Annotated in this window: 23 protein-coding genes and 2 pseudogenes; 18 read left to right on the forward strand and 7 right to left on the reverse strand. The window is 46.6% G+C overall.

What is annotated here, in order from left to right; all coding sequences use genetic code 11:
- Positions 1 to 18 precede the first annotated feature (18 nt).
- The gene (locus HPT30_RS24860; RefSeq protein WP_175374059.1) at positions 19 to 459 is read left to right on the forward strand and encodes an acetyltransferase; all 441 of its coding nucleotides are present in this window, start codon (positions 19 to 21) and stop codon (positions 457 to 459) included.
- 130 nt (positions 460 to 589) lie between these two features.
- Here HPT30_RS24860 and HPT30_RS24865 read toward each other — a convergent pair whose 3' ends face one another.
- Positions 590 to 1,069, reverse strand: coding sequence for a GNAT family N-acetyltransferase (locus tag HPT30_RS24865; RefSeq protein ID WP_175374060.1), 480 nt, complete (start codon positions 1,067 to 1,069; stop codon positions 590 to 592).
- Between the two features lie 488 nt (positions 1,070 to 1,557).
- On the opposite strand from HPT30_RS24865, the gene HPT30_RS30125 reads away from it, so the two are divergent.
- The 3 genes from HPT30_RS30125 to HPT30_RS24885 all read left to right on the forward strand — a co-directional run bounded on the left by HPT30_RS30125 (position 1,558) and on the right by HPT30_RS24885 (position 10,356).
- Entirely contained in the window at positions 1,558 to 7,680 is a 6,123-nt protein-coding gene (locus tag HPT30_RS30125; protein WP_246317417.1) for a X2-like carbohydrate binding domain-containing protein, read from the forward strand.
- A gap of 165 nt (positions 7,681 to 7,845) precedes the next feature.
- Positions 7,846 to 8,997, forward strand: a complete 1,152-nt coding sequence (locus HPT30_RS30505) for a winged helix-turn-helix domain-containing protein (RefSeq protein WP_175373984.1) — start codon at positions 7,846 to 7,848, stop codon at positions 8,995 to 8,997.
- A gap of 75 nt (positions 8,998 to 9,072) precedes the next feature.
- Positions 9,073 to 10,356: an MFS transporter gene (locus tag HPT30_RS24885; protein ID WP_175373985.1), complete on the forward strand. Its 1,284-nt coding sequence runs from the start codon at positions 9,073 to 9,075 to the stop codon at positions 10,354 to 10,356.
- A gap of 314 nt (positions 10,357 to 10,670) precedes the next feature.
- Here HPT30_RS24885 and HPT30_RS24890 read toward each other — a convergent pair whose 3' ends face one another.
- The 4 genes from HPT30_RS24890 to HPT30_RS24905 all read right to left on the reverse strand — a co-directional run bounded on the left by HPT30_RS24890 (position 10,671) and on the right by HPT30_RS24905 (position 13,832).
- Positions 10,671 to 11,450, reverse strand: coding sequence for a TatD family hydrolase (locus HPT30_RS24890; protein ID WP_175373986.1), 780 nt, complete (start codon positions 11,448 to 11,450; stop codon positions 10,671 to 10,673).
- Positions 11,451 to 11,508: 58 nt separating this feature from the next.
- Positions 11,509 to 12,822 (reverse strand): alpha/beta hydrolase family protein, encoded by a 1,314-nt coding sequence (locus HPT30_RS24895; RefSeq protein ID WP_175373987.1) that lies wholly within the window; start codon positions 12,820 to 12,822, stop codon positions 11,509 to 11,511.
- Positions 12,823 to 12,959: 137 nt separating this feature from the next.
- Positions 12,960 to 13,379, reverse strand: a complete 420-nt coding sequence (locus HPT30_RS24900; protein ID WP_175373988.1) for a DUF3021 family protein — start codon at positions 13,377 to 13,379, stop codon at positions 12,960 to 12,962.
- A 15-nt stretch (positions 13,380 to 13,394) separates the two neighbouring features.
- Positions 13,395 to 13,832, reverse strand: coding sequence for a LytTR family DNA-binding domain-containing protein (locus HPT30_RS24905; RefSeq protein ID WP_175373989.1), 438 nt, complete (start codon positions 13,830 to 13,832; stop codon positions 13,395 to 13,397).
- A 340-nt stretch (positions 13,833 to 14,172) separates the two neighbouring features.
- On the opposite strand from HPT30_RS24905, the gene helD reads away from it, so the two are divergent.
- From helD to HPT30_RS30135, 4 genes and pseudogenes are all read left to right on the forward strand, one after another.
- Positions 14,173 to 16,599, forward strand: coding sequence for an RNA polymerase recycling motor HelD (gene helD / locus HPT30_RS24910; protein WP_175373990.1), 2,427 nt, complete (start codon positions 14,173 to 14,175; stop codon positions 16,597 to 16,599).
- 46 nt (positions 16,600 to 16,645) lie between these two features.
- A pseudogene (locus tag HPT30_RS24915) lies at positions 16,646 to 16,867 on the forward strand (GntR family transcriptional regulator); the annotation flags it as partial.
- Positions 16,868 to 17,075: 208 nt separating this feature from the next.
- On the forward strand, positions 17,076 to 17,288 hold the full coding sequence (locus HPT30_RS24920) for a YceI family protein (protein WP_246317418.1): 213 nt from the start codon (positions 17,076 to 17,078) through the stop codon (positions 17,286 to 17,288).
- Positions 17,237 to 17,377: a YceI family protein gene (locus HPT30_RS30135; RefSeq protein ID WP_246317441.1), complete on the forward strand. Its 141-nt coding sequence runs from the start codon at positions 17,237 to 17,239 to the stop codon at positions 17,375 to 17,377. Before HPT30_RS24920 ends, HPT30_RS30135 begins: the two co-directional genes overlap by 52 nt.
- 14 nt (positions 17,378 to 17,391) lie before the next feature.
- On the opposite strand, the gene HPT30_RS24925 is transcribed toward HPT30_RS30135, so the two are convergent.
- Complete coding sequence (locus tag HPT30_RS24925) at positions 17,392 to 18,021, reverse strand: pentapeptide repeat-containing protein (protein WP_246317419.1); 630 nt, start codon at positions 18,019 to 18,021, stop codon at positions 17,392 to 17,394.
- Positions 18,022 to 18,209: 188 nt separating this feature from the next.
- Between HPT30_RS24925 and HPT30_RS24930 the strand changes: the two genes are divergently transcribed.
- The 5 genes and pseudogenes from HPT30_RS24930 to HPT30_RS24950 all read left to right on the forward strand — a co-directional run bounded on the left by HPT30_RS24930 (position 18,210) and on the right by HPT30_RS24950 (position 20,471).
- Positions 18,210 to 18,668, forward strand: coding sequence for an SMI1/KNR4 family protein (locus HPT30_RS24930; protein WP_175373991.1), 459 nt, complete (start codon positions 18,210 to 18,212; stop codon positions 18,666 to 18,668).
- Between the two features lie 80 nt (positions 18,669 to 18,748).
- On the forward strand, positions 18,749 to 18,955 hold the full coding sequence (locus HPT30_RS30140; RefSeq protein WP_312876375.1) for a DUF4303 domain-containing protein: 207 nt from the start codon (positions 18,749 to 18,751) through the stop codon (positions 18,953 to 18,955).
- A gap of 74 nt (positions 18,956 to 19,029) precedes the next feature.
- Positions 19,030 to 19,452 (forward strand): annotated as a pseudogene (locus tag HPT30_RS24940) (VOC family protein).
- A 181-nt stretch (positions 19,453 to 19,633) separates the two neighbouring features.
- The gene (locus HPT30_RS24945; RefSeq protein WP_175373992.1) at positions 19,634 to 19,834 is read left to right on the forward strand and encodes a hypothetical protein; all 201 of its coding nucleotides are present in this window, start codon (positions 19,634 to 19,636) and stop codon (positions 19,832 to 19,834) included.
- A 256-nt stretch (positions 19,835 to 20,090) separates the two neighbouring features.
- On the forward strand, positions 20,091 to 20,471 hold the full coding sequence (locus tag HPT30_RS24950) for a hypothetical protein (RefSeq protein WP_175373993.1): 381 nt from the start codon (positions 20,091 to 20,093) through the stop codon (positions 20,469 to 20,471).
- 438 nt (positions 20,472 to 20,909) lie between these two features.
- On the opposite strand, the gene HPT30_RS24955 is transcribed toward HPT30_RS24950, so the two are convergent.
- The gene (locus HPT30_RS24955) at positions 20,910 to 21,263 is read right to left on the reverse strand and encodes a DoxX family protein (protein ID WP_175373994.1); all 354 of its coding nucleotides are present in this window, start codon (positions 21,261 to 21,263) and stop codon (positions 20,910 to 20,912) included.
- Between the two features lie 141 nt (positions 21,264 to 21,404).
- Between HPT30_RS24955 and HPT30_RS24960 the strand changes: the two genes are divergently transcribed.
- The 5 genes from HPT30_RS24960 (at position 21,405) to HPT30_RS24985 (ending at position 25,805) form a co-directional block, all read left to right on the forward strand.
- The gene (locus HPT30_RS24960) at positions 21,405 to 21,773 is read left to right on the forward strand and encodes a winged helix-turn-helix transcriptional regulator (RefSeq protein WP_175373995.1); all 369 of its coding nucleotides are present in this window, start codon (positions 21,405 to 21,407) and stop codon (positions 21,771 to 21,773) included.
- Between the two features lie 53 nt (positions 21,774 to 21,826).
- On the forward strand, positions 21,827 to 22,429 hold the full coding sequence (locus tag HPT30_RS24965) for a class I SAM-dependent methyltransferase (RefSeq protein ID WP_175373996.1): 603 nt from the start codon (positions 21,827 to 21,829) through the stop codon (positions 22,427 to 22,429).
- 756 nt (positions 22,430 to 23,185) lie between these two features.
- Positions 23,186 to 24,193, forward strand: a complete 1,008-nt coding sequence (locus HPT30_RS24975) for a phosphotransferase (RefSeq protein ID WP_175373997.1) — start codon at positions 23,186 to 23,188, stop codon at positions 24,191 to 24,193.
- 266 nt (positions 24,194 to 24,459) lie between these two features.
- Positions 24,460 to 25,137, forward strand: coding sequence for a GNAT family N-acetyltransferase (locus HPT30_RS24980; protein WP_175373998.1), 678 nt, complete (start codon positions 24,460 to 24,462; stop codon positions 25,135 to 25,137).
- A gap of 14 nt (positions 25,138 to 25,151) precedes the next feature.
- On the forward strand, positions 25,152 to 25,805 hold the full coding sequence (locus HPT30_RS24985) for a hypothetical protein (RefSeq protein ID WP_175373999.1): 654 nt from the start codon (positions 25,152 to 25,154) through the stop codon (positions 25,803 to 25,805).
- The last annotated feature ends 111 nt before the right edge of the window (positions 25,806 to 25,916 follow it).

Below are 25,916 nucleotides of genomic sequence, written 5' to 3' on the forward strand. Positions count from 1 at the left end.
TTATGAAAGCAGGATCAGATTACGATGAAGATTATTCCTTATGAAGCACAAGCGCATGAACAACTGGTGGAGATTTGGCTGCAGGCTGTGCGGGCTACACATCATTTTTTGACGGAGGAGGACATTCAGTTCTTCCATGGAATGGTGCGTGATGAAGCGCTGACCAGCGTGGAAGTGTGGATGGCAGTAGACGAGGCTGGGAAACCGACGGGTTTTATCGGCCTGGATGGACCGAAGGTAGAGATGCTGTTCGTGGACCCTAAGGTGCATGGTCAGGGAATTGGCAAGGGATTGTTAAATCAGGCAATCAGCCTGAAGGGTGACAAGCTACAGGTAGATGTCAATGAGCAAAATCCAGGTGCCTGTGCTTTTTACACTAAGTTCGGTTTTGTGCAGCAGAGCCGTTCGGAGCTGGATCCTTCCGGTAAACCATTCCCTATTCTCCATATGAGCCTGTAGGGTGCTAATCATACGTTAAAAGAACAAAAAGCCGGGAGACTTCGTCCACACGAAGACTTGCCGGCTTTTTTGGCTTCTCTGACAGTAGAGAGCTGTTTTTCATGCCTCGTTCTAGCTCCCCTAAGACATATTACACAATAGGCAAGACCTTATATACATGTCTATACACCGTGTCTTTGAAGTGATTGAATTCATCTTCATTTATAGGACGGCCATGACTCATGATCTTCAAAGGCAGGTCATCCTGACCCTCTCTGAGCGGTGGCTGCATATAGTCATACGTATTTAGACAGAAGCCCAGACGTTCATAAAAACCGATTCTTCTACGGGACCATTCATCAGCCGGTGGTTCCACCTCCAGCAGTACCGGTATTTCCGATGCTGCGATGTAGGCGCGCATGAGCTTGTCCCCTGCACCTTTGCCCCGAGCAGCCGGATCGACGGCGATATGCTCCACAAAGCGGAATTCGGGAAATTCCCACACAGCCATAAACGCTATAACACTACCCGTGTCATTCTTGTCTGTAATGAGGCGATAACGTGGATGATTCAGCAATGCCTCCTGTGCTTCACGCGTTCTGAATTCCGAGATGGGGAAAGAAGCCTCCATAATGGTAAAGACCTCTTGGAATGAATGCTGCAAACTACTCAAATTCTCACTCTCCTATGTCTAAGCTGGTTATGATGTCGCAAGAACCCAATAGGGTGCATTATTCTTTTGCTCCAGCCACGGTTATCCAGTTAGGTTAATCAAAATATAAACTATATTATTCCTATGGTACCCATACATACTGAAAGGCGTCAAGAATAGAACCGGATAAGCTCATTGAACACTAGCCCGTAAGGTGAATCCCTTTGAAAAGTGGTCTTCTTATGGGTTATTTGCTTTTCAATCGGATTAATCGGAAATTGCTATGAAAATAATCATAAATATTTTTGTTTATAGGTCGAATTCGTGAAGGAATTTCGGTTTTTTTGTCGAAATATAGGATTGATTTAACAAAGTCTAGTTTGTTTTGATTTTCATTCATGAGAGGAAGGAGTATACGGCTTCTTTACTAATTATATTTTATTGAAAAAAATATTGGGGGTTACCTTATGGGAGAAGGCTTCACGGCATCAAGGTTAGCGAAAATAGGCCTGTTGTTATTCAGCATATTTATACTTTACAGCATTCATCCCCCCGGTTCATTCGCAGCAGGTGCTGCACCCGACACCTTTATTACCAAGAGCAAATCAGATTTGCCCAGTTCAGCGATGACCAATATTGCTTACGGCAATAATCTGTATATTGCAGTCGGCTACTATGGTGCAATTATCAAATCGACGGACGCAGAAAACTGGAGTAATGTAAAAACGCAGGCGGATGTTAATTACACCGGCGTGGGCAATCCCAGCTCTTTTGTCTTTTACGGAGCAGCTTATGGAAGTGGAAAGTTCGTTGTTACCGGAAATGATGGTGTGATACTCACCTCTACAGATGGTACGAACTGGACACAACGGACTTCAGGTGTGACCAAAACAATCACGAATGTGAAGTACCTGGATCATAATGGGGTCTCTGCATTTTATGCGCTAACGGAAGGCAAGCTGCTGAAGTCCGCTGATGGGATCACATGGACCGCAGTTGTGCCAACAGGTTTGAATGCTACGACAGCGCTAACACAAATCACCGTAGGCAATAATGGTAACCGCCTTGCAGTTGGTGATACTTCAGGATTCATTTACTCTACAACCAATGGTACGACATGGACGTCTGCACGTCCGGTGAATCCAGAGGGCAACCCCTCTATCGGTACCAATATGCTGGTTTGGATGAAAGACCAGTACTACATTTCAGACCCTTGGGGTTATATGTGGACGTCTACAAATTTGTCTGCATTTACGCTAGCGGGTGCTCCGTTTAAACAAAACTCCTCACAAGTAAATAATCAGATGTTCAATGGATTCTACGATGGCACCCAATATTATTTGTTTGGCTTTCAAGCTCCTTATGGTTATGGGGCGGTTTACACGTCTACAGACGGTAACTCATGGACCATGCAGCCCTATAACAATTTTTTCGTGACTCAAAGTTCATCCTTCCTCAACGGGAAGTATTTCCGTCTTGGCAATGAGGGGCTTATGGTTTCTTCCAACGGCTCCGATTGGAGCTACAAGTGGGGCGGAACTTATAATGAAGTCATTCATGACGGCTCGAAGTATGTCGCAGTGGGTAAACAAGGAAGCGACGGGGCAATATGGACCTCGAATGATCTGACTTCCTGGAACCCGGCAAGCGTGTCGGCAAGAGCTAACAGTTTTAATGCCGTTGCTTACGGTAATGGTAAATACGTTGCGGTAGGCGATTGGAACCAGGATAAAACCACAATAGCAACTTCCACGGGCGGTTCCGCCTGGACGGTGCAGACGGGTGTTACGGACTCTACTCTTTTTTCAGATATCGCTTTTGGAAATGGCAAGTTCGTAGCGGTAGGTACGAAGGGGTACACGAGTCCTTCTCTTAAAACATCAGCAGATGGTGTCACATGGAGTGATCCTGTCGTGCCAAATCAAGCTATTCAGGCGTTGTTCTCTGTGACTTTCACCAACAATCAATTTATTGCGCTGGGTTACTCCTACGATAACTCCGCTAATGTGAACGGATTGAGCATTTGGACATCCCCGGACGGCACCGACTGGACCAATCGCTCTAGTAGCTATCCGAACCAGACGGATGCTATCAGTGATATTCTCTATGACGGCACCAAATATATTTTGCTAGGCTATGATCCCTCATATAAAATGTTCTCCCGTACCAGCACGGATCTGGCCACCTGGTCTGCGCCAACGGTAATAGGGAATGACTCCTTATTCGGTTTGACACCGGTATTGGGGGCAAAAGGGAATAATATCTATGCACTTGGTGCAGTTTCCGGTACCTATAAACCAGAAGTCTATTATTCCAATGATCAGGGAACGACTTGGCAGAATGCCAACGTTGATTTAACAGATGCACAAGCGTATTCACTGATGTCTGTGAATGGTCAAGTGATCATCTCCGGCAATTCACAGTTGGTGATGACCACGACTTCACCTGTATCATCAACAATCAGCCCGGATACTGCGAGCTTTGACAAGAACGTTGCAGTACAAGCGGATGTAACGACTACGCTGACATTGAATGGCAACACGCTGACCAGCATTAAGAACGACGGAACAGCATTAGTGAGCGGCACAGATTATACGGTTACAGGCAACACAGTAACAATTGAAAAATCGTATTTAGCGGCGCAAACGGTTGGTACGACAACACTAACCTTTGAATTCAGTGCAGGCAGCCCACAGACACTGGTAATCACAGTGACCGATAGCACGCCGAAGAACAGTGAGCTAAGCACAAACACCGCTAACTTCGATAAGAAAGCTTCTGCACAAGCAGATGTGAGCGTAACGCTGACGCTGAAAGGCAACACGTTATCCAGCATCAAGAACGGAACAACGGCTCTAGTGTTAGGGACTGACTACACGCTAGCAAATGATGTAGTTGCGCTTAAGAAAGAGTATCTGGCTACACTGCCTGAAGGAGTCACGAACCTGGTGTTCACGTTCAGCGCAGGCAACCCGCAGACACTAGCCGTTACAGTGAGCGACAGCACGCCGAAGAACAGTGAGCTAAGCACAAACACTGCCAGCTTCGATAAGAAAGCTTCTGCACAAGCAGATGTGAGCGTAACGCTGACGCTGAAAGGCAACACGTTATCCAGCATCAAGAACGGAACAACGGCTCTAGTATTAGGAACCGATTACACGCTAACAAATGAAGTAGTTACGCTAAAGAAAGAGTATCTGGCTTCACTGCCTGAAGGAATCACAAACCTGGTGTTCACGTTCAGCGCAGGCAACCCGCAGACACTGGCAATCACAGTGAGCGACAGCACGCCGAAGAACAGTGAGCTAAGCACAAACACTGCAAGCTTCGATAAGAAAGCTTCTGCACAAGCAGATGTGAGTGTAACGCTGACGCTGAAAGGCAACACGTTATCCAGCATCAAGAACGGAACAACGGCTCTAGTGTTAGAAACCGACTACACGCTAACAAATGACGTAGTTACGCTAAAGAAAGAGTATCTGGCTACACTGCCTGAAGGAGTCATGAATCTCGTGTTCACGTTCAGCGCAGGCAACCCACAGACACTGGCAATCACAGTGAGCGACAGCACGCCGAAGAACAGTGAGCTAAGCACAAACACCGCTAACTTCGATAAGAAGACTTCAGCGCAAGCGGATGTGAGTGTAACGCTGACGCTGAAAGGCAACACGTTATCCAGCATCAAGAACGGAACAACGACTCTAGTGTTAGAAACCGACTACACGCTAACAAATGACGTAGTTACGCTAAAGAAAGAGTATCTGGCTTCGTTGTCCGAAGGAACTACGAATCTCGTGTTCACGTTCAGCGCAGGCAACCCACAGACACTGGCAATCACAGTGAGCGACAGCACGCCGAAGAACAGTGTGATCACGCCTGCAACCGGAAGCTTCGATAAGAAAGCTTCTGCACAAGCGGATGTGAGCGTAACGCTGACGCTGAAAGGTAATACGCTATCCAGCATCAAAAACGGAACAACGGCTCTAGTGTTAGGAACCGACTACACGCTAACAAATGACGTAGTTACGCTTAAGAAAGAGTATCTGGCTACGCTGCCTGAAGGAACTACGAATCTCGTGTTCACGTTCAGCGCAGGCAACCCGCAGACACTGGCAATCACAGTGAGCGATAGCACGCCGAAGAACAGTGCAATTACACCGACAACCGGGAACTTCGATAAGAAAGTTTCAGCGCAAGCGGATGTAACAACTGTTCTGACGTTGGATGGAAATACGCTATCCAGCATTAAGAACGGAACAGCAACATTAGTGGCCGGAACGGACTACACGGTAACAGGCAACACAGTAGCGATTAAGAAATCGTACCTGGCATCACAAGCGGTAGGCACGACAACGCTAACTTTCGAGTTCAGTGCAGGTGCAGCGCAGACATTAATAGTGACCGTCACTGACAGCACACCAAACAACAGTGACATTGGTCCGACAAGCGCGAATTTTGATAAGAAGACTTCAGCGCAAGCGGATATACCGGTCACCTTGACGCTGAACGGCAACACATTCACAGGCATCAAGAACGGTGACAATGTGCTGATCGAAGGCACAGATTACACTTTGAGTGGCAGCACAGTTTCTATTAAAAAAGAGTACCTGTCTGTTCAGCCAGTTGGCACAACCAACTTGGCGTTCCAATTCAGTGCAGGCACGCCACAAGTATTGGCGATTACGATTACTGATTCCACTCCAATCGTAGAGGGTCCCCCGGTGCTGCAATCCGCAGTTGCAGGCAATACGGAGGTTAACCTGATTTGGACGCCTGTTAAAGGCTCTACCGATTATAAAATCTACTATAGTCTCGTTTCAGGCAACTTCGGGACTGAAGCGGCGACTGTCAGCAGTTCTGTATACAGCTATGATGTAAAAGGCCTAATTAATGGCGCAACTTATTATTTTGCAGTACGGTCCAGCCTCTTGGAAGGAGAAGGTTCGCTGTCCAATGAGCTTAGTGCAACGCCAAAAGGCGCGCCAGAAGCACCAACGAACGTAACTGCAACTGCAGGGGACGGTCAAGCAACAGTGTTCTTTACATCTCCAGTTGACAATGGGGGAAGCGAGATTACGAGGTATGACGTTCTGGATGCAGCGGGTAAAATCGTTAGCACTGGAACTGCCAGCCCGATCACAATTACAGGTCTTAGCAACGGAACAACGTACAGCTTCACAGTAAAAGCGGTCAACAGCGAGGGTAGCAGCGCAGCTTCAGCAAGCTCTAACGCCGTAACGCCAAGCGCACCTTCAACTGGTGGTGGGGACAACCCAACGCCTACACCACCGGCTATTCCGAGCACGCCAAGCACTCCTAGCACCCCTAATCCGGGAAGCACAGGTGTGGATATTATTGTGAACGGTAAGGTTGAGAAGATTGGTACGGCTGAATCCACGCAAGTGAACAATCAGACGGTTACTACAATTTCGGTTGACCAGTCCAAGCTGGAAGAGAAACTGGCGAATGAGCCACAAGGGGTTGTGATTACGATCCCTGTGGTCACAAATACAGATGTGGCCATTGGTCAACTGACAGGTCAAATGATCAAGGAGATGGAACAAAAACAGGCGGTGCTGCAGCTTAAAACAGAGCAAGCCACTTATACATTGCCAGCACAGCAAATTAATATCAATTCCATTTCGAGTCAATTCGGATCAGCGGTATCCCTTCAGGATATTAAGGTCCTAATTGAAGTCGATAAATCTACTCCGGAAACGTTAAAAGTTGTAGAGAATTCAGCGGCGAAAGGGCAGTTCACTTTAGTTGCACCACCGCTTGAATTTAAGGTTGTAGCTATTCATGGCGACAAAACGATCGAAATTTCCAAGTTCAACGCCTATGTAGAACGTATGATTGCGATCCCTGATGGTGTAGACCCTAACAGAATCACTACCGGAATCGTTGTCGATCCGGATGGCACTGTCCGTCATGTACCAACCAAAATTGTTGTTATTGACGGCAAATATTTTGCCAAGGTAAACAGTCTCACCAACAGTACCTACTCCATTGTATGGCATCCGGTAGAGTTCAAAGATGTTGACAATCATTGGTCTAAAAATGCAGTGAACAACATGGGCTCCCGGATGGTTATTGACGGTGTTGGGAACGGTATGTTCAACCCTGGACAAGATATTACCCGCGCCGAGTTTGCGGCGATTGTGGTCAGAGGACTGGGCCTGAAGCTTGAGAACGGCGGATCAGCGTTCACGGATGTACGGGATTCAGCTTGGTACAGCAGTGCGGTCCAAACCGCAGTCTCTTACAATCTGATCAATGGTTTCGAAGATGGTACCTTCCGTCCAACAGACAAAATCACGCGCGAACAGGCGATGAACATCATTGCCAAGGCTATGAAGATTACCGGTCTGAAAGACAAGCTGGCAACACAAGCTACAGCAACCGGGGCAGGCAGCTTTACAGATGCTGGGCAAGCATCGGAATGGGCGAAGAGTGCCATTGCAGACAGCCTGCAAGCAGGCATTGTCTCCGGTAGAAGCAGCACTGAGTTGGCTCCAAAAGCAAGCATTACACGTGCAGAAGTAGCTGCGATTATCGAGAGACTGTTGCAGAAATCAGATTTGATCTAATAAAAGAATAAAGCTGGGCTTACGCCTCTATATTTGCTGATTGCAGCAGATGTAGAGGCTTTTTTGGGAGAGAAGGAAGTTACATGCCTATTTTCGCTGGAGTGAGGCGAGGTCAAACTGATATAATGAGGCAAATAAAGTGACCGTGAGAAGGAAGGTTCCTGGATGCGGCTTGAATTGCATGACAATGAATATAAAGTTAGTGCCGAAGGTCTTACAGTGGAGCTGCTGCCCAAAGAATTCGCCCTTCTGCGATTTCTCTATCTGAATAGAGGGCGCACCTTCAGCCGGGAACAATTGCTCGACAAGGTGTGGCCACTGGAGTATCCGGTGGAACGGACGGTGGATGATCATATTTACCGACTGCGTAAAAAGCTAGGGGGTTTCCGCGGGCTGACGATCCGAACAATCCGTGGTCTCGGCTACAGTTTGGCAGTAATAGATACCGCCGGATCGCTCATTCCTCCATCCATTCAAGATACAGCGCTGCATGAGACAATGCGAGAGGTTTTCGTGAAATATCATCAATATGGACAGGGCATATCTATGCAGACCCTGGCGCGGCAGCAAGATGTGCTCGGTTATGAATTAGACCCTTTTTATGCTGTCTACGTTCATTTTGTACAAGGTGATCTGGAATGGCTGCTGCACACAACTGAAGCCCCGCTGAGGGATCGGCTTTACTCTTTGATGCTGTTCTTCATGTTTACTGGCGATCCTGTAGATCGGTTGGCTAGCTGTGAGTTAATGCTTGAACGTGAGATTTTGCCACAGTTTCAGCATCAGGAACTGAAAATCCTGAATATACTTGATCTTTATGCCGTGGTTGGGAAGACGGATAAAGCACTGGAACGCTTAAAACTCACCTATACAGTCATCCAGGAACCGGAGTACGAGAATTTTGAACTACCAGTAGCTATAAGCGAGATGTTCGTTCACCTGGCGGCCGGAACGCCTGACGTACAAGTGGCAGCAATGCTGGGAGACATAGAGGAGCGTCTGAGAGCAAGGCCTTTTCTACGTGAGAGTGGCAGTTACAACATCACCAAGGGATTATGGAAGCTGCGGCAAAAGAATTGGCGTGACGGTGAAGCGCTCCTGGATGAGGGACTGCAGATCCTGGAGATTTCAGGGTTTGTCCCCTTATTCCTGCAAGGACTACACCGAATCGTGAACTGTGGGGTGATTTTTTCATTTCCCCAGGCTCTACAGGATAAATACAGGAAAATGTTCGAAGCGGAACAAGTGGCCCGGGGACTGGACCGATGGTTAAGGCCGCTTGAGGCCATTATTCGTGGAGCAATTCATCCCCTCTGATCTTTCTCTGACATTCCTCTGTTACTTTGACACTAGGATCAATTGGATCCATTCAAGCAACTGGAGGAATGTCTTATGCAAGTTATATCTCAAGCCAAACCAAGCCTATTGCGCAATAAAGTATACCTGCGCGTCTACACCGCCTACGCTACTGCGACCTTCGGTGACTGGTTCGATGCACTCGCGATTCAGGTGCTTGTGGGCTATCGCTGGCAGGCTAGCCCGCTGATGCTTGCGTTGATCCCGGTATCGCTGGCATTGCCCGGCATTGTGCTGGGCTCGGTAGCAGGCGTGGCTGCTGACCGGCTGAACCAGCTCAAGCTGATGCGCATCTGTGATCTGCTTACCGCCATCCTGACTGTTCTGGTGCTGTTGGCCCCGAATATGTGGTGGCTGCTCCCCTTACTGATGCTGCGTGCGGGACTCTCTACATTAAATGTTCCCGCTCAGCAATCCTTGACTCGCAGCATTGTGCGGGAGGACCAACTGCTACAGGCTACGTCTCTGAATGGGATCGTGAATCAAAGCTCCAAGATTGCCGGTCCGCTGCTCGGCGGGCTGGCGTTGTCAGTACTTTCGCCCCAATGGTGTATCTTGCTCAATGCCTGCCTGCGAGCCGGATCTTACCTGCTGCTGCTCACTGTCAAAAATGCTGGGGCTATTGCAGAGAAGCGGCATTCGGATATTCCGGAGGAACAAATTCCGCTTAGCCAGATGTGGAGTGAAGGCTGGAGTTTTATTCTGCGCAGTCGCTTACTGCTGAGCACCATGATATTTGGTCTTATCGGATCGCTGGCGATCCAGATGATTGATTTTCAGTTCACTAGTTTATTCCGGATCATTGCTCCAGAGCAGGAGGCGATGCTGGGCTGGATGGTAGCAGCTTCGGGTGCAGGAGCTTTGCTGATGATTATGGTGATGAACAAGATGAACTCTAGCGCTGGATACGGTTGGAAGATGGGCTGTAGTTATATACTGATTGGAGCAGCGTTTTCTGGACTGGGATTCCTCTCGCCGGGTGCTGGGCTTTTTCCTGTACTAATGATGGGGGGACTACTGGGGCTGGGGAATGGGATGGCGATGATCACCTTTAATTATTGTCTGCAAAAAGAGACGCCGCCGCACATCATCGGCCGGATATTTGGCATCCAGAGTACCATTCTAAGTGCCGTTATGATTATCGCCCCATTGCTTGGAGGAATTTTAGTACAAAATGCTGGCCCTGGCGCCATTTTTGTTAATTTCGGGATCGTTATTGCGGGGATCGGGCTGCTAGGTTTTCTGTTGCAGCGGGTGCTATGGCCTGCAGCGAAAGAGGCAAATATCCCTGTTTCCGCAGGGGATTTTGCAGGAGAATAGAGTGTAGAGTATTGTTGCAAGTATTACTCAGATTGCTTGTTGCACTTGTATTTCTGCTTTTGCGGAGAAAGTTTGTTGATGGAATCTTTCAAGAGAAAGTATGTATGACATCGCTATTATGTGCACGGACGGCCCGGAACGTTTTCAGGAGTAAAAACATGATGGTAATAGGGCGGCACCAACTAATATTGAAACGTATAATAAGCTAATTATCTGCGCGCGAGTAGCATTGGAATTATACTGTATGACAAAAGAGGGAGTTGCCGATCGCAGGCAACTCCCTCTTTCGTCACGCCTCTCTTGTCTTAGCGGCGTTACAACCCATAGAACCGCAGGGTGTTTGCGGTTAATATTTCTTTAGCCCGGCTCTCCGAATAGCCGTGCAATGCCCCCCAAGCAGCGGCCACGTCATGGATCATGGCCGGGTGGGTGGTCCGGCCTGTGAATGGCCCTTCAAAGGGCCAAGGGCCGTCCGTCTCCGCCATCACCAGCTCCTGCGGGTAGCGGCGGGCCAGATCCTGGATCTCCTGTTCATACAGGAGATCGGGCGTGAAAGAGATATAATCGCCGCGCTGGATCATCCGTGCGATGGCTTCTTCCGGGCCCTTGAACCAGTGAAAATGGGCCCGGGTAATGCCGTGCTTGTCCAGCAGATCGCAAGCGATCATGGCGTCCTCGTACACGGCATGCAGCACAACCGGCTTGCGAAGGCGCGCCGCCAGCTCCAAGAACTTATCGAGCAGCGCAATGTATGGCGCCATCTCGAAAGATTCGCCGCGTTCGAGCGCTTCTGCCCGCGTATAATAGGGCAGCCCAATCTCGCCTACGGCTGTCAGTCTGTCTGCACGGGCTTCAATCCATTCCAGCAGCAAGGCGATCTCCTCCGGTGAAGGCACAGGCTGCTCCGGGTGGAAGCCGTAAGCTGGCTGGACAATTCCGGGGTACTGAGCGGCCAGCTTTTCCGTGCGAAGGCAGGATTCGTAATTCATGGAGACGGCCAGTAACGCTTCGACGCCCGCGCCGGGCAGCTCACGCAGTGTGCTTGTAATAAACTCCGGTTCATATTGTTCAAGGTGAATATGAGCATCAATCATTCAAGGTGTCCTCCCAAGTGTGCAGCTTATGTGATAGCAGGGTTGGTGTCTCTCTCTTCTATTTTAACCCATAGGTAGCTTTAGGTGTGAATGTGCCCTCTCCCTTTAATACATAATCAAAGAAATTAAGAATAATTTGATTTTCTGTTTCAATGCAGTAATGCGTATCAATATCTGCTGTTCCGCCCTGAAGCATATTGGCCAGTAGAGGGGAAAACAACGGTAAGTCCGTCAGACTTAAATGCTTGGCACCTTGAAAATGAATGGTATAGATCTCTGAGAAGTTGTAGTCCGCTACTTTATTAGCTGCATAAGCAGATCCGTTATCAAGCTGTTTCCAAACATCGTCAGAATAAATATTAAGAACGGGTGTTGTGTAGGGCTGGCCACTTGCGACGAGGTCATTAGTCTTTTTATCGTAATTCAACTCACTGAACATCGGGGCATCAATATTGACAACGGCACTCACATCACCACGCTCTCTGCCAAGCCAAATACTTGCTGCACCACCCATGGAGTGTCCGAACACACCTATTTTATCCGTGTTAATTTGTTTATAAAGTGGGTTAGGATCACTTTTGGTTTTTTGCAGGATCGTATTGATGACAAAATTCATGTCATCTGTCCGCAGCTTCATCCATTTTTGAAAGAGTTCATAGAATTGTTCTACCGTGTAAATACCATCTTTGTTGGCATTGTTGACTTCCTGATAAAATTCTTTATTGATCATAACAGTTGACCCATCCTCTGAAGTTGTATAGAAGGAATGATAGGGATGATCAATAGAAACTACGATATAACCATGGCTTGCGAGTTCAGTAAAGGTAGAGGCATTGCTTGACTTAATTCCGTATGCACCATGCGAGAACACCAAAAGTGGGAAGGAGCCATTCCCATGCTCGGGATACCAAAATTCCACATTAACAAATCTGTTCTTCCCCGTGTCATTAAATTCTTCAATCCGGTTGTTGTCAATGTAGGTGTAAGTAGCGGTTGCGACTTTATATTCACCTGTTACTTTCAGAGGTTTATACTGGGGGAAAACAAGTGCAGGTGCAAGGGCCAGCATCAACGTGAGTATCATCACAATTGCTTTTCTGACAATCCGCGTGCTTTTGTAGGCTTTGGTAGTTATTTTATTGCGGAGAAGAGAAACCGCGCTAAATGCCGCGGGTAGGAACAGCAGTATAGCAAGCAACACCCAGCGGAAACTCCACATGATGATTGAGGTCAAGGTAAGTGTGGTAAAGACAGCAAAGATAGCTATTCTAGCCCAATTTCTTAATTTCTGATGGTTGTGCTTCGTGATCAGGCAATAAATTGCAAGGGCGATCTCTAAGATCACAGCAAAACAAAATATCAATAGTTCCATCGTTGTTACTCCCTTCGAGTTCGCGTTCATTTTTTATGACATCATCATAAAAAACGGATAGAAGGAAGTATATAGAAAAACAATAAGCTGTAGCTACAGGGGAATAAGTTGCAAAAAAAGAGCGATAAGCTATCCGCTCACCGCATCATTTTTAATTTCTCGTTGATTTTTTTGGCTTCTTTTTTATCATTTTGCCACGATAGCAGACGAACTATAACATAGATTACCGCAATTTCTAATGCCATAATGATGACTTGTAAGGCATTATTCACAAAACCAAGGACAGCAGCAAGGGAAATCAAGATCAATTCTAAAGCCCCGAAATGAATAATAATTCTTACACGCATCTGCTGCTCGCTTAAATCATGAGAAGAATACAAAATAATGTTCATTAATGACCCTAAAAGTGAAAAGGCCATGATGATATAAATAGACTTCAAGTCAAAGGCAAGACCGGGATAAAAAATGGTTCGTAATACCGTAATGATGAGGATGATTAATGCGAAAATCATCAAGAAACTATGTATAATATTTTTTGCGAATTCGGAAAGCTTCATAGGTATCTCTCCCTCTTACAATCCCAGCATATTTTTAAGCACAGGCACATACTGCCTGGATATCACCACGCGTTCACCGTTATCCAGAACCGCTTGGAATCGGCCGCTTAGGGTCGGATGAATCACTGAAATCTTAGCTATGTTCAAAATCGTTGATTTGGAAGCGCGAAAACAGCTCTTTTCTTTGCACAATTCCTCCAATTCATAAAGCTTTTGCTTTACCTCAAAAACATCGTCCTTGCTGTAGAGAAACACCTTTCCGTCTACGGCTTCGAAATAATAGACCTCACTTAGTTTGATCCGATGAACCTTGTCGTTATGATGTCCAAGCACAGTGAGGTTCTCTGATTGTAGCTTATTTACGATTTCGTCTATTTCTTCATCGACCTCATGGCACCGGATGAGAATTTCCTCTTCCTGGTCTTGGCTTATTTCTTCAATTGAAACTTTCATCTGCTCACTCACTTTATCAAATAATTAGTACCAATGAATTTAATAGAACTATATCATAAATAGTGGAAAATCGGAGGGGTGAAAGAGGGAATTCTCAGAATGACTCTAACTCTCAGGATAACAAAAAAAGAACCCGACGAATTTCGCGGGTTCTTTCGCTGAATAAATGGATTGCGTCCATTTAAGCATTATGATATAGTTAGATCACTACTGAACTTTTATGTAATAAGTTATAAGTATTGCATCTTATCTACACATTAATCTTACCATGGTGACTCAGGGTTTGTCAAATGTCTTTTTTTCATCCTCAAACGGTAACGAAAAGGAGTGTGTTCAGGAGATGATTAACGGTAAGGATTGGCAGCAAGAACAGGAACGGCTGGATGCCGTTACGGAAGAATTACAGTCGAGAATCGCTGAAGTGGAGCCGGAAGTGAGCGGACTGCGTGATCAGGTTGTGGACATACGCAAGCAGTTTTGGGAGGAAGTTACGGTCAATACGAGTACGGACGAAGATTTCGAAGAGACCTTCTATAGCATCAAGCAGCAAGAAGCGCTGTTGAATGAGCGCGAGCGCAGTCATAAATTACGGCTGCAGCGTTATAAAAGTATGAAACGTCTGTTGCCGTCACCGTACTTCGGGCGGATTGATTTTCATGGGGACGGCCTGAAGCATAGTGAGGAAGTTTATATCGGGGTATCCTCTTTTATCGATAAAGATGGCCTGGATTTTCTGGTCTATGACTGGCGCACCCCCATTGCAAGCATGTATTACGATCACTCCCCAGGGGCTGCTCAGTATGACACACCGGGCGGACAAATCACCGGGAACATGACCTTGAAGCGGCAATATCAGATTCGGGACGGTAAGCTTCAGAATGTGTTCGACACAAGCGTAACGATCGGGGATGAATTGCTTCAGCAGGTGCTTGGAAAGGGTGCGGATAATCAAATGAAGAGCATCGTGGCGACAATCCAAAAGGAACAGAATGTCATTATCCGCGATGATAAGAGCCATATGTTAATTGTGCAAGGGGCGGCGGGGAGCGGCAAAACCTCTGCAGCGCTACAGCGGGTAGCCTATCTATTGTATAAGCACCGGGAGCGGCTCAGTGCAGACCAGATTGTACTTTTTTCGCCCAATCCGATGTTCAACAGCTATGTATCGACTGTTCTGCCTGAGCTTGGTGAGGAGAATATGCAGCAGACGACCTTTCAGGAATACCTCGCGTATTGGCTGGGCGGCACGATGACCCTGGAAGATCCGTTCGAACAGATTGAATGTGTACTGACAGCGGCGGGTTCCGAGGGGGCTGAAGCAAGGCTGATTAGTATGAAGTATAAAGCTTCCGAGGCTTTTCTGCATGCACTCCAGAACTATGCGCTTTGGCTAGGGAAGGAAGGTATGTTGTTCCAAAGTATCACTTTCCGGGATCGTGAGCTGATTACCGCTGAACAAATGAAAGCTCAATTCTACAGCTATGACAGTTCCATCCGGTTGATGAATCGCGTGTTGCTTCTGCAGGAATGGCTGTTGAAAGAGCTGGCGTCGCTTGAGGGACAGGAGCAGGAAGCGGAGTGGGTGCAGGATGAACTGGATTACCTCGATACAGATCAATATGCGGAAGCCTACAGCATGCTCCGTAAGAAGTACGAGCGGGAACAGGCGGTTTTTGATTTTACGCAGCAGTATGTGGATCTCTACGGAGATCGTCCGGAGACAGAGCAGGGTGAAGAGGAAATCTTCGATTTTGCCTTACAGGAAGAAGAGATGCTGCGCCGGATGATTGTGAAGGCGCATTTCAAACCGCTGCGGCGGGAGGTGAAGCGACTCCAGTTTATTGATGTGATTGGACTCTACAGTCAACTGTTTGGAGATGAAGCGCTATATCTGCAGATGACGGGTGAGGCCGAAGTGCCTCAGCATTGGTCAGAGATTTGTCGACAAACGAAGGAGAAGCTGAGCCGGCATGAGCTTTTTTATGAGGATGCAACTCCGTTCCTGTATTTAAAAGAACTGCTCGAAGGTACGCGGACGAACACCGTAGTGCGGCACATTTTCGTTGACGAAGGCCAGGATTATTCGCCGTTCCAGTATGTCTTCCTCAAACGTTTGTTTCCTCGTGCCCGCATGACCGTGCTTGGCGACTTTGGGCAAGCGATTTTTCCGCAAGCTACGCAGCTGCATGATGTCAATTCGCCGCTAATCGGTCTATATGGTCCGGAGGACACGAGCCTGATCCGGCTTGTTCAGAGCTATCGATCCACTCGGCAAATTGTGGAGTTTACGAAATCATTGCTGCCGGGCGAAGAGATTGTACCTTTTAATAGAAGCGGCGAGAAGCCTTCGCTAGTGGTTACGGATACTGTGGAAAAGCGAGCAACCCGCATTCTGCAGGATCTTGCAGCGCTTCAAGCGGAAGGCTACGATTCCATCGCTGTAATTACTAAAACCGCAGCCGAGAGCCGAGAAGCGTACGGAGCGTTGACGGCGCAGGGAGGCGCAGAATTGCGGCTCATTACGAAGGAGACCCAGCGTTTCGAGAAAGGAGTATCGGTGCTTCCTGTATATTTGGCTAAAGGCGTTGAGTTCGACGCCGTGCTGATCTATGATGCATCTCCGCAAACGTATCAGCGAGAGAGCGAACGCAAGCATTTTTATACGGCATGTACTCGTGCGATGCATCGGCTGTTGCTATATACGACAGGGGATTGGACACCGTTGGTTCAGGGACTTGATTCGGCTTTGTATGAGGAAGTGCGTTGAGAGGGGATGAAAGGATTGTAAGAGATGATAATTCTTAGAGGGGTTTAGTGTCATCACTGTTAAGAAAGCTTGGGAGGAACTTGAGCGGAGCGGTTTGATCAATATGGTAACAAGTAAAGGATGTTTTGTAGCTGAATTCTCGCGGGGTGAGATGCTGCGGATACGTAACGAAATGGTCCTGAAGCAAATGGAGAGCGACACCTACTACTACAAATCCTTTGGTCTCACTCTTGATGAAGTGATTGGGCTACTGAACAAGATTTATTAACAGATAAAGCCGGTATAAGCAAAACGCACAAGCCACTCGCTTGTGCGTTTTGCTGTAGTCTAGCTTAACTGTAGCGCTTAATTTATGATTAATGGTAGTAGGCTGGTATAGAGATAGCAGCATATTGTATTCACATGATAGTTAGGAGAGTTCAATGGAAATTAAAGAATTAGCTGTGTTTAACTACTGGTGACTAAAATAGTTTTGATTGTCCACCTGTATCACAACCCGCCAGCGGCAACGAGATGAACACCTGAGGAGCGACGAATTCTTTCATGTTGCCAAGTATCCAGCCATTACGTTTCAGAGCACCAGCTACGTCCCTGCTGGCGAACGGCAATATGAACTGAGACCCCCGCGGCCGGGAGCATGCAGGAATTCAATTCAACCGCCAGTATCGATCGTAATGAATTTGGTTTGACATTCAACACACACCTTGAAAAAGGCGGAATTGTCGTCGGAAATGAAGTGAGAATCGAGCTTGATATCAAGGCGATTAAAATAGATTAGTGATCTAACAGACATCATTCCTGGATTTTGACATTGTCCAGTATCGTATTTCCCCAAACAGGGAGCAAACCTGTCCCTCCCGTAAAGCGGCTTCCGGCTAACGAGCCGTCTTGAAAGAAAGCTCCATCAAAGCTGCATTCCTCGAACCGGCAATACAATAATAAAGCACCGCGAAAATTGGCGTTGGAAAAATGGCAGCGTGTGAATGATACATCGTTCGCTATCGCTTTACTTAAATTGCAGCCTGTAAAATCGCAATCGATAAACTCCTTGCTGATCCTGGCATTATTCAGCTTTGCTCCCCGGAAAGAACAGTGGCTGAAGGTATGCGTCACATATCTGCTATTCAGTTTGACCCCGTCAAAGCAACAATTTGTAAAGGTTGAGGTGTTCAAGCTTGCAGAATCATCGAAACGTGCATAAGACAGATCGACATCCTGTACTGTAAGGTATTGTATGCTCTCGGTCAGGGTAACTCCCTGGTAATCCTCTAGTCCAGCCTCATTTTGTCCATAGGGGGAGGATGGAAAAGAGCGGTCTTTTCGATGCAGATTATGTTTGCCTGTAACAGCGGCGAGCATCCGACTCAATTCATTAAGCTGGTCATGGTTCCATCTTGCAATGAGTGACTTCTTGTTCAACATAGATCCTCCTCTGATGCACAGCTCTTATGGCGATTATACGTAATAACGCTGCCTTTGCCAAAAAAGGTTCTTGGGATGCTTACCTCTGTGCTGTTCACTTTAATCCGGTAAAAAGAGCGGAATACAGTTTACCAGGAACAACCTGAACGTATAATAAACTCATCTAGTGGGAAGAGAGGATAAAAATTATGTATGAGCGATTGGCAGAAAAACTGAAAACAACTTCCGCTGTAAAATGGTTTCCTGGTCATGGTGCGGAAGAGAGCTGGATAGCGGAAGTAGAAGAGGAATTAGGATTCCTCCTCCCGCCATCTTATCGCTGGTGGCTGATTCATTATGGTGATGCCGGGCTTGGTGACGGGAATATTCTAGCCATCGCTGCTCCCGAACACAGAGAGTATTACGACGGCGACCTTCTTTATATACACAGACTGAATTTAACTGAGGAATGGTGGGTAAGGCGGTTTCCCCACAGACTGGACTTGTTCGTGCCGGATAGCGACGAGCTTTATTTTTTTGATACGTCTGCTAGAGATAATCAGGGAGAATTTCCGGTCATGTGTTATGATCTCATGAATGATTTGATCGACGTGTATGCTTCAACATTTGCGGAGTTTCTGGAACGGCTGATTGACGAGCGTTCTTAAATAACCTGAGCTGATCGACTAACGGAAAGGAGGGCCATGGTCATGAAGCCGATGCAAGAAATAGAGACGCTGGCGTTACGATTGTCGATGCTGTCAGAACGTCTTTTCACGCTCTTTTTGATAATGGCGAACGTTACTATTACTGTACGCTATATACTACTCGCGAGGGACATGCGCCAAGCCTCTCCGCCTGGTCATGGGAGGCTTTGGAGCGGGAAGCAGCCAGGCAAGGAGAAGAAAGCGGCACGCCGAAAGCAACGATTGCGGAGCTCATCAAATGCCGATGATTTTACGGTGGCCGGATCGTCTATACTAATGAACCACATCGAAATAAATCTAAATTTAAGGAGGGAACAATCTTATGACGGTAAAACTTACCCCTTATATTACTTTGGAGGACCGGGTAAAGGAAGCCATTCAGTTCTATGAATAAGCCATCGGTGCAGAAATCCTCTCCATGGTGACTTACGGTGAAATGCCTGACATGCCCAGCACGTTCACTGACGATCTGAGGAGTCTTGTAGCGCACGCCAAGCTAAAGGTCGGAGTAACGGAGCTCATGTTATCGGATACTCCAGGCGGTTCGCCTACTGAAAACGGGAAACGCGTCACCATCTGCATTACAACGAATGATGTAGAAGAATCCAAGCGGATATATGAAGTCTTGCGGCAAGAAGGTCAAGTCAATATGCCGTTTAAAGAAGAACCCTTCAGCCCTGGGTTTGGTGATGTAACGGACAAATTCGGCGTGACCTTTCAAATTTATACTGAGCTTGAAGATTGAATTACGGATAAAGAGTTGCACCGGATGATGGTGCGGCTCTTTTTTTGTGAAGTTTGAATTTACGTCGGGCGCATATTTAAAATGGGCATCCGCCTAAGCGGCCTTTCCGCGAATACATATGATGATTATGCCTACTCATTGAAAGGATGTTCTGATCGGTAAAAGCAGTTTGGTCTTTGTCATGTCTGCTGTTGTTCTGGCTATCTCTACGTGCATATTGGACTATGAGCCTGCTAATATATGGGCGTTTTTGGCAGCAATCATCCTGTCGATTATTCTATACACAGCAGCCGGCACAATCGGCGGTTTATTCTCCAAGACGGTGCTCGAAGCATCATTATCTATACTCTCTGTGGCGTTCATTTTTACTGGTGCACCCTAGGTTGTACTAACAGTAGTGTCTGTTATTTTGTATTGCTGCGGTTGAAGGACGAGCAGGGGAGTTCTGAAGGGACTTTAGCCAGCCTTCGGTAGGTCTTTGGTATGGTCGAAACAAGCGGCCGACTGAGACTATACGACGATTATTGTCCAATTGCGGCTGTGATGTTGTCATGACGGGGCTGGCCGGGTAATGAAGATGATTAGAACTTTCGAATTTGGCTGATTTGGAGTGGAGCCAAGGAAATGAGGGAAAGATCATGGCGGCACAGACAGTAGCAGGCATCAGTCCGGTACAGGACATTGCGGCCTACGGTGGTACACAGAGTGATGTCAGTTCCCTGGAGAAACAGCGAAACCGGCTGATGATGGAACTGGATAAAGTGAACGCGGCGCAGGGAAGTGAGATGCAGACTCCGTATCGCCGGGAGCAGCTGCAGCGGCAAATCCGGCTGCTGGAGTCCCAACTCGTACAGAAAAGCGGGAGTAGTACCCGCGTGAATTTTGTACCGGCTTCTCCGCTTCAAAATCACCTCCCCCTCTGGCGAAATGAAGGAATGGGAGGTCTCAAGGGCATCGGTCTGACCGATCCCCGGACCGCGACGGTAGACTCGGAAGGCCATTTCGACGCATTAATTTAGGCAAGCGAGCAAAGGCGCGGAAAGTGCCCGGTGATGAACCGGTTTTTTCGTACCTTTTTTTGAAAAGGTGGCAGCGTATCGTTTTTACTGCGGGGAATAAGAACGAAAAATGGTTCTTGTGCAGAGTACATAGCAATCGGGGGAGCTACTTGGTACCATTAGTCGCCGCTCACGATAAAGCACGTAACTGTTGAGTCCCTCCATGCGGGAACTGTCGCCAGATGAGTGATCGAATGAAAATTCGTTAGTCAGTAAACTTGATCTATAAAAGAAAGGGCCATCCCGCAAAGGGTGGTCCTTTTTCAATACTTACCGTTACAGACAGCGCAGGGAGCCGTATCGCTTTTAAGGGTAAAATAAAAAGTGACTTCATCAAGTCCCCATAGGCTATATCCACTACTGAATGAGGATTTCGAAGAGACTTCATCATAACGCCGATTAAAAACGGCCTATAGCAACAAATACAACTAACGCGAAGAATACAATATTCACGCCAATTTCCCGATATTCCTTGCGTGTAATATGGAATAGAGCACCGAATAAAACAGTCACGGCAAGTCCAACCGCAGCAATTGGCGTCAATATAGGCGTGGTATTCAACGCTAAAGGTAGAATGATTCCGAGGGCCCCAAGCAATTCTGCTAACCCGATAAAGACGACGAGCGTTTTGGAAACGTCTTTGACCCAACCCCAAGATGCGCGGGCTTGTTCATACTGAAATGCCTTCAACCAGCCTGAGTAGACAAACCCTATGCCTGCAAGTCCTTGTACGATCCATAATGCGATATTCATGAATGATGCCAACCTCCTTATTTTTCATATTTTCTAAAGGTATAATAAGCTGTAGTGCTTGAATGAAGGAAGTAGGCACTTTTTCTAAACCTGGTAAATAAAAAGTTACCTAAACAGAGCAAAGAGAAGTGGGAGGTTGCAATGAAAGAATATTGTAAATTTACATCAGCTCTGGATATTTTAATTGGAAAGTGGAAGCCGGCTATTCTGCTGCAATTGATCTCAAACGGTACAATGAGATTCAGCGAGCTGCAAAAAGCAATCCCCGATATAAACAAAAAAATGCTCACCCAGCAATTAAGAGAGCTTGAGTACAACGATATTGTACTTCGCGTAGTGTATAACCAAATCCCACCAATGGTAGAATATTCGATTTCGGATTACGGAAAAGGTTTAAGTACAGTGCTACAGGCCATGAATGATTGGGGAGCGGCTCATATGGAGCATATGAATGAGCTATACGGAGTAGATCGCTCAGAGATAAATCCAGGTGAACCCTCCCCTAAGTGAGGGTAAGTTTTTAGGGTTCAGGTTTTTGATCTAAGCAGATGGGGGAGATACGAATGGGAAATACAGATAAGTTTGAAATGATAGCGAACACATACGACACTCCTGAAAGAATTCAGATTGCCAAGGTATCCTCTGATGCCATTCGTGAATATTTAGTAGATGCAAAAGGCAAGACGGCTATTGATTTTGGGAGCGGAACCGGTCTCCTTGGCATGAACCTTCTGGGCGATTTTCACTCCGTGCTTTTTCTTGATACCTCACCAAATATGATTAATCAAATTAAGCAAAAAATCTCCGAGTTCAATATTCAAAATGCAGATACATTATGCTTTGATTTTGAAAAGGAAGACTTATCGGATTTGCGTGTGGACTATATTTTTATGGCTCAGGTTTTGCTTCACATTGCTGATTATGAACTTGTTTTATCAAGATTATATGATGTTCTCAATGAAGGGGGACATTTGCTGATCGTTGATTTTGATAAAAATGAAAATGTCGCTTCAGATCTCGTGCATAACGGATTCCAGCAAGATGAGTTAACCGGCAAGATGACGAAAATCGGGTATGGGAATATCCAATCCAAAACTTTTTATACCGGAAGTAAGATATTCATGGGACAAGATGCTTCGATGTTTATTCTTGATGCGCAAAAGTAATTTGTGTGTGCTTTTAGAATAAGTTGTATACACGAAATGCTCCCTGTTCCGTCTGCTAACGGACCCCAGAGACGTTATTTCCCAGTAACCGACAGGTTCCAGAAAATAACGGACTCCAAAGACGTTATGAGTAGAAATCCGGTGTGAAATCCACGGTTTGGGCGGAAATAGCGTCCCCTCAGTCCGTTACATATTCCACATGCTGTTTAATGTGCAAATAACGACGATAGGGTCCGTTAGCCCCCATGCAGGAGTTTCAATCTTGAACCCGAGAGTGTGTCAGGACAACTAAAGAACAACTGTGATTTTCAGCGATTCCTGCTTCGCGGCATAGAGAAAGTGACGCCTCCGGTCGGATGGCTTTCGCTTACCCATAACGTGTTGAAGCAAGCCGCAGTGGACCAACAACGAAGAGCAGTGATTTTCCAATAACGGGAGAATTGCTGCTCTTCTTACTTTTTTTAGTGAAAGAAGGGAGCTGAGGCCGGTTCGTTAGAAAAACGACTTTTGGGACAGCCTCTATTGCCGTTACATACAGCCTGGAGAACCTAGCCTAAGCAGGGCAGGTTTTTGGTGGTGATAAGAAGGGATTTTTTTATCAAAATGGAATTTAATTAAAAAGTTTATTTGCGGTCACACGCTTGCTCCTTTGGAACAGGTGATGCCTGATGAAGCGGGAAGAGAAATTTTGCTTGTGAGATGTTTCCTTTGGTTAGGTTAGGGATTAAAACTGTCGATTAGAAAGGTTGGTTTTGAATGCCATTAACGACTGAGGATCAATTAATTGGCGAAATCGATGACTGGCTGAAAAAGTATTTGTCGACTGAAATTCTATCCGCCGGGCGTGTAAGGCGCGGGCTAATGAACGAGAAGTGGATCATCGAGACAAGCAAAGGGTGGCTGTTCGTCAAAAGCTATCATCCCGGGCGGTTTAAGATCCATGATCCGGAGTTTCGCGGCAAGATTGAAAATGCGCTGCAGCTGCAGCTTCTTTTTTATCAATCTGGAGGACCGTGTCCTGAGCCACTGATGCTGGAAGGGCGCTGCATGCACATTCTGCCGTGCGGAAGGTACATAACCGTCATGACGCGTTGTCCGGGTACTATGGTGCCTGCTGGCATAATCGGTGAGCGTAAAATGTATTCACTCGGAAGAGCTGCTGCGGATATGCATGCTTTCTGGGATTCCGCGGCGACATTAGGGTTCGAAGCGGCAGTGCCGCCGGAGGAGCCGATTTGGCAGTTGTCTCGCGAGGAGATTGAGCGCACCTGGGAGGTAAGCTGGGACACGGCTCGTAACTCGTCTGAGCGTGTCCGGAACGCAATGCAATTACAGAAAGCAATTCTTGATTCACTTGGAGATGAAGACTTTGCGCCACTGACTGCGGGCTGGGCACACCTTGATCTGTGGGCAGACAACCTGCTTTTCGAAGGAGACGCTCTGGCAGCCATCGTTGATTTCGACCGAGCACGCTATTCGTTTCCTGAGATGGACCTCGGGCGGGCTATCCTGTCCGGTACGCTCAGCGGGCGCGGGTTCCATAAGGATGCGGTGATCGCTTTCGCTGAAGGCTACCGCAAGGTGCGGCCGTTGCCACCGGGCTCGCTTTTAAGGGCAATCAAGTATGTCTGGTGTATCGAATCGTTCTGGTGGATTCAGCCGTCGCTCGAATCGTCCAGCGTAGTTCCTGTCCGTTTTGCCGAAGAAATGATCTATACTGCGGAGCATTGGGAGCAGCTCGACGCTCTACTTGGAGGGATATGAGAATTGAATTTCAAAAAAGTGAGCGATTTTAATCGAGGCATACTTTCTTTGAATTATTGACAGATGCGTATTCATTTGATTGCAGATACAAACAAAGTAGTAATGCTGATTGGCAAGATTTTGAAAGGCAAGGGGAAGAGCCAAGATATCACGGGTGCTGCCGGTGAACACATAGATTATGTATTACACTACGAGCGAGTGATCTTTAAGGATGATCTAATGGTATAGAGAACGGGTGAGCTATAACCAATAGAGGAGGTAAGCTTTTGTATAACCATCTAGAACTAATGAGTATACAAGCAGATGTACTTTATCTGCATAATCAGGCTGGACGGATGACAACGATTAATGAGCCAATGAATCAGCCTGCTCCGCGATTTTTTTTGGGACAGACTATTGCGGGCCGTATTGTGCGATTCCGCAGTGATGTACCTGACCATTTAGTCCATGACATTCTACAGCTTATAGACCAGGGCGATTCAACTGTCCAGCTTGCCAAGGTTATTCGTGCGCTTGAGAAAGATAAAGAAATCAGGAGCTTATGGCTAGGTCCGGCATTTACATTCCAAGAAACGGAAAAGGAGCATACAACTGCTACCTTGGTTACGGAACACAATAAATACTGCTTGGAACCAGGATACCCTAGTCTATTATCGGAACTGAAATTTCGAGGACCTTGTTATATGGTAACGGAGAATAACATGGCTGTATCTGTCTGTTTTAGTGCGAGAAGTAACGAACTAGCAGCAGAGGCCGGAGTCGAGACATTGAAAGATTATCGTGGAAAAGGATATGCGATGACCGTAACGTCCTCATGGGCACAAGCGATACGACGTTCTCAGAGAATCGCGTTATATAGTACCTCATGGGATAATTATTCTTCGTTGTCTATTGCCAAACGTCTTGATCTTCATCTTTACGGAACGGATATTTCAATCTATTGAGGAGAGTGTAGAACATGGAGATGAAAAGTGAAAAAGGAGAGGTACTGGCAATCTTAAATATTAACTCTTGTCAAGAGGAGCACGATCTTGATAGCGTTATTCAGTCATTAGAACCTGGCATGGGTAAGGGGATCTATATGGCCGAGGAGAAGAAGATTACGCAGCAAACAAATTACGAGGCGGTAAAATGGCTCAAAGGTCTAGATGAATTAAAGGCACAATTGCCTTTATGGGAACCTGTATTTCCTGGCAATGCTGAGATTATGGATATTCATGCCTACTATGGATTTGATAATTTGACCCAAGAAGAGATTGATGAGATGTCCGCTGAGAGTGAAGCGACTGGTAAAAATGTTGTACGTGACCTAAAGCCTAACGACACGCTGATAGGTTTGAACATGATTTTTCGTAAGGGAGAAACAAGATTTGAATTTCGGATTTTTGGAACTACAAAAAGCAGGGTTCATGTATCCGATATAGAGCAACACACGATCGATAACTTAATGATTCGTGCAAACGAAGCTGTTTATATTGGGGATAGTGACAAGCAGCAATTGATTTGGGCGGAATTAGGTCCGAAACTGGGGAAGGCGCTGCAGTATGAAATATTGGCGGAACATAGCAGTCGTGAATATCTAATATCTATAGCTGAATCTCTTCAGGGATAGTGACGGGTTTGAAAGAGTTCGATGAATTAGAATTAGTTGACGGGAAGTGTTGTGAATATTATAATTCAGCTTTTTTATGATAAACACTTTTAAAATTATGGGAGGGGTATT

Source organism: Paenibacillus agri, assembly GCF_013359945.1.
Classification (GTDB): Bacteria; Bacillota; Bacilli; order Paenibacillales; family Paenibacillaceae; genus Paenibacillus_AQ; species Paenibacillus_AQ agri.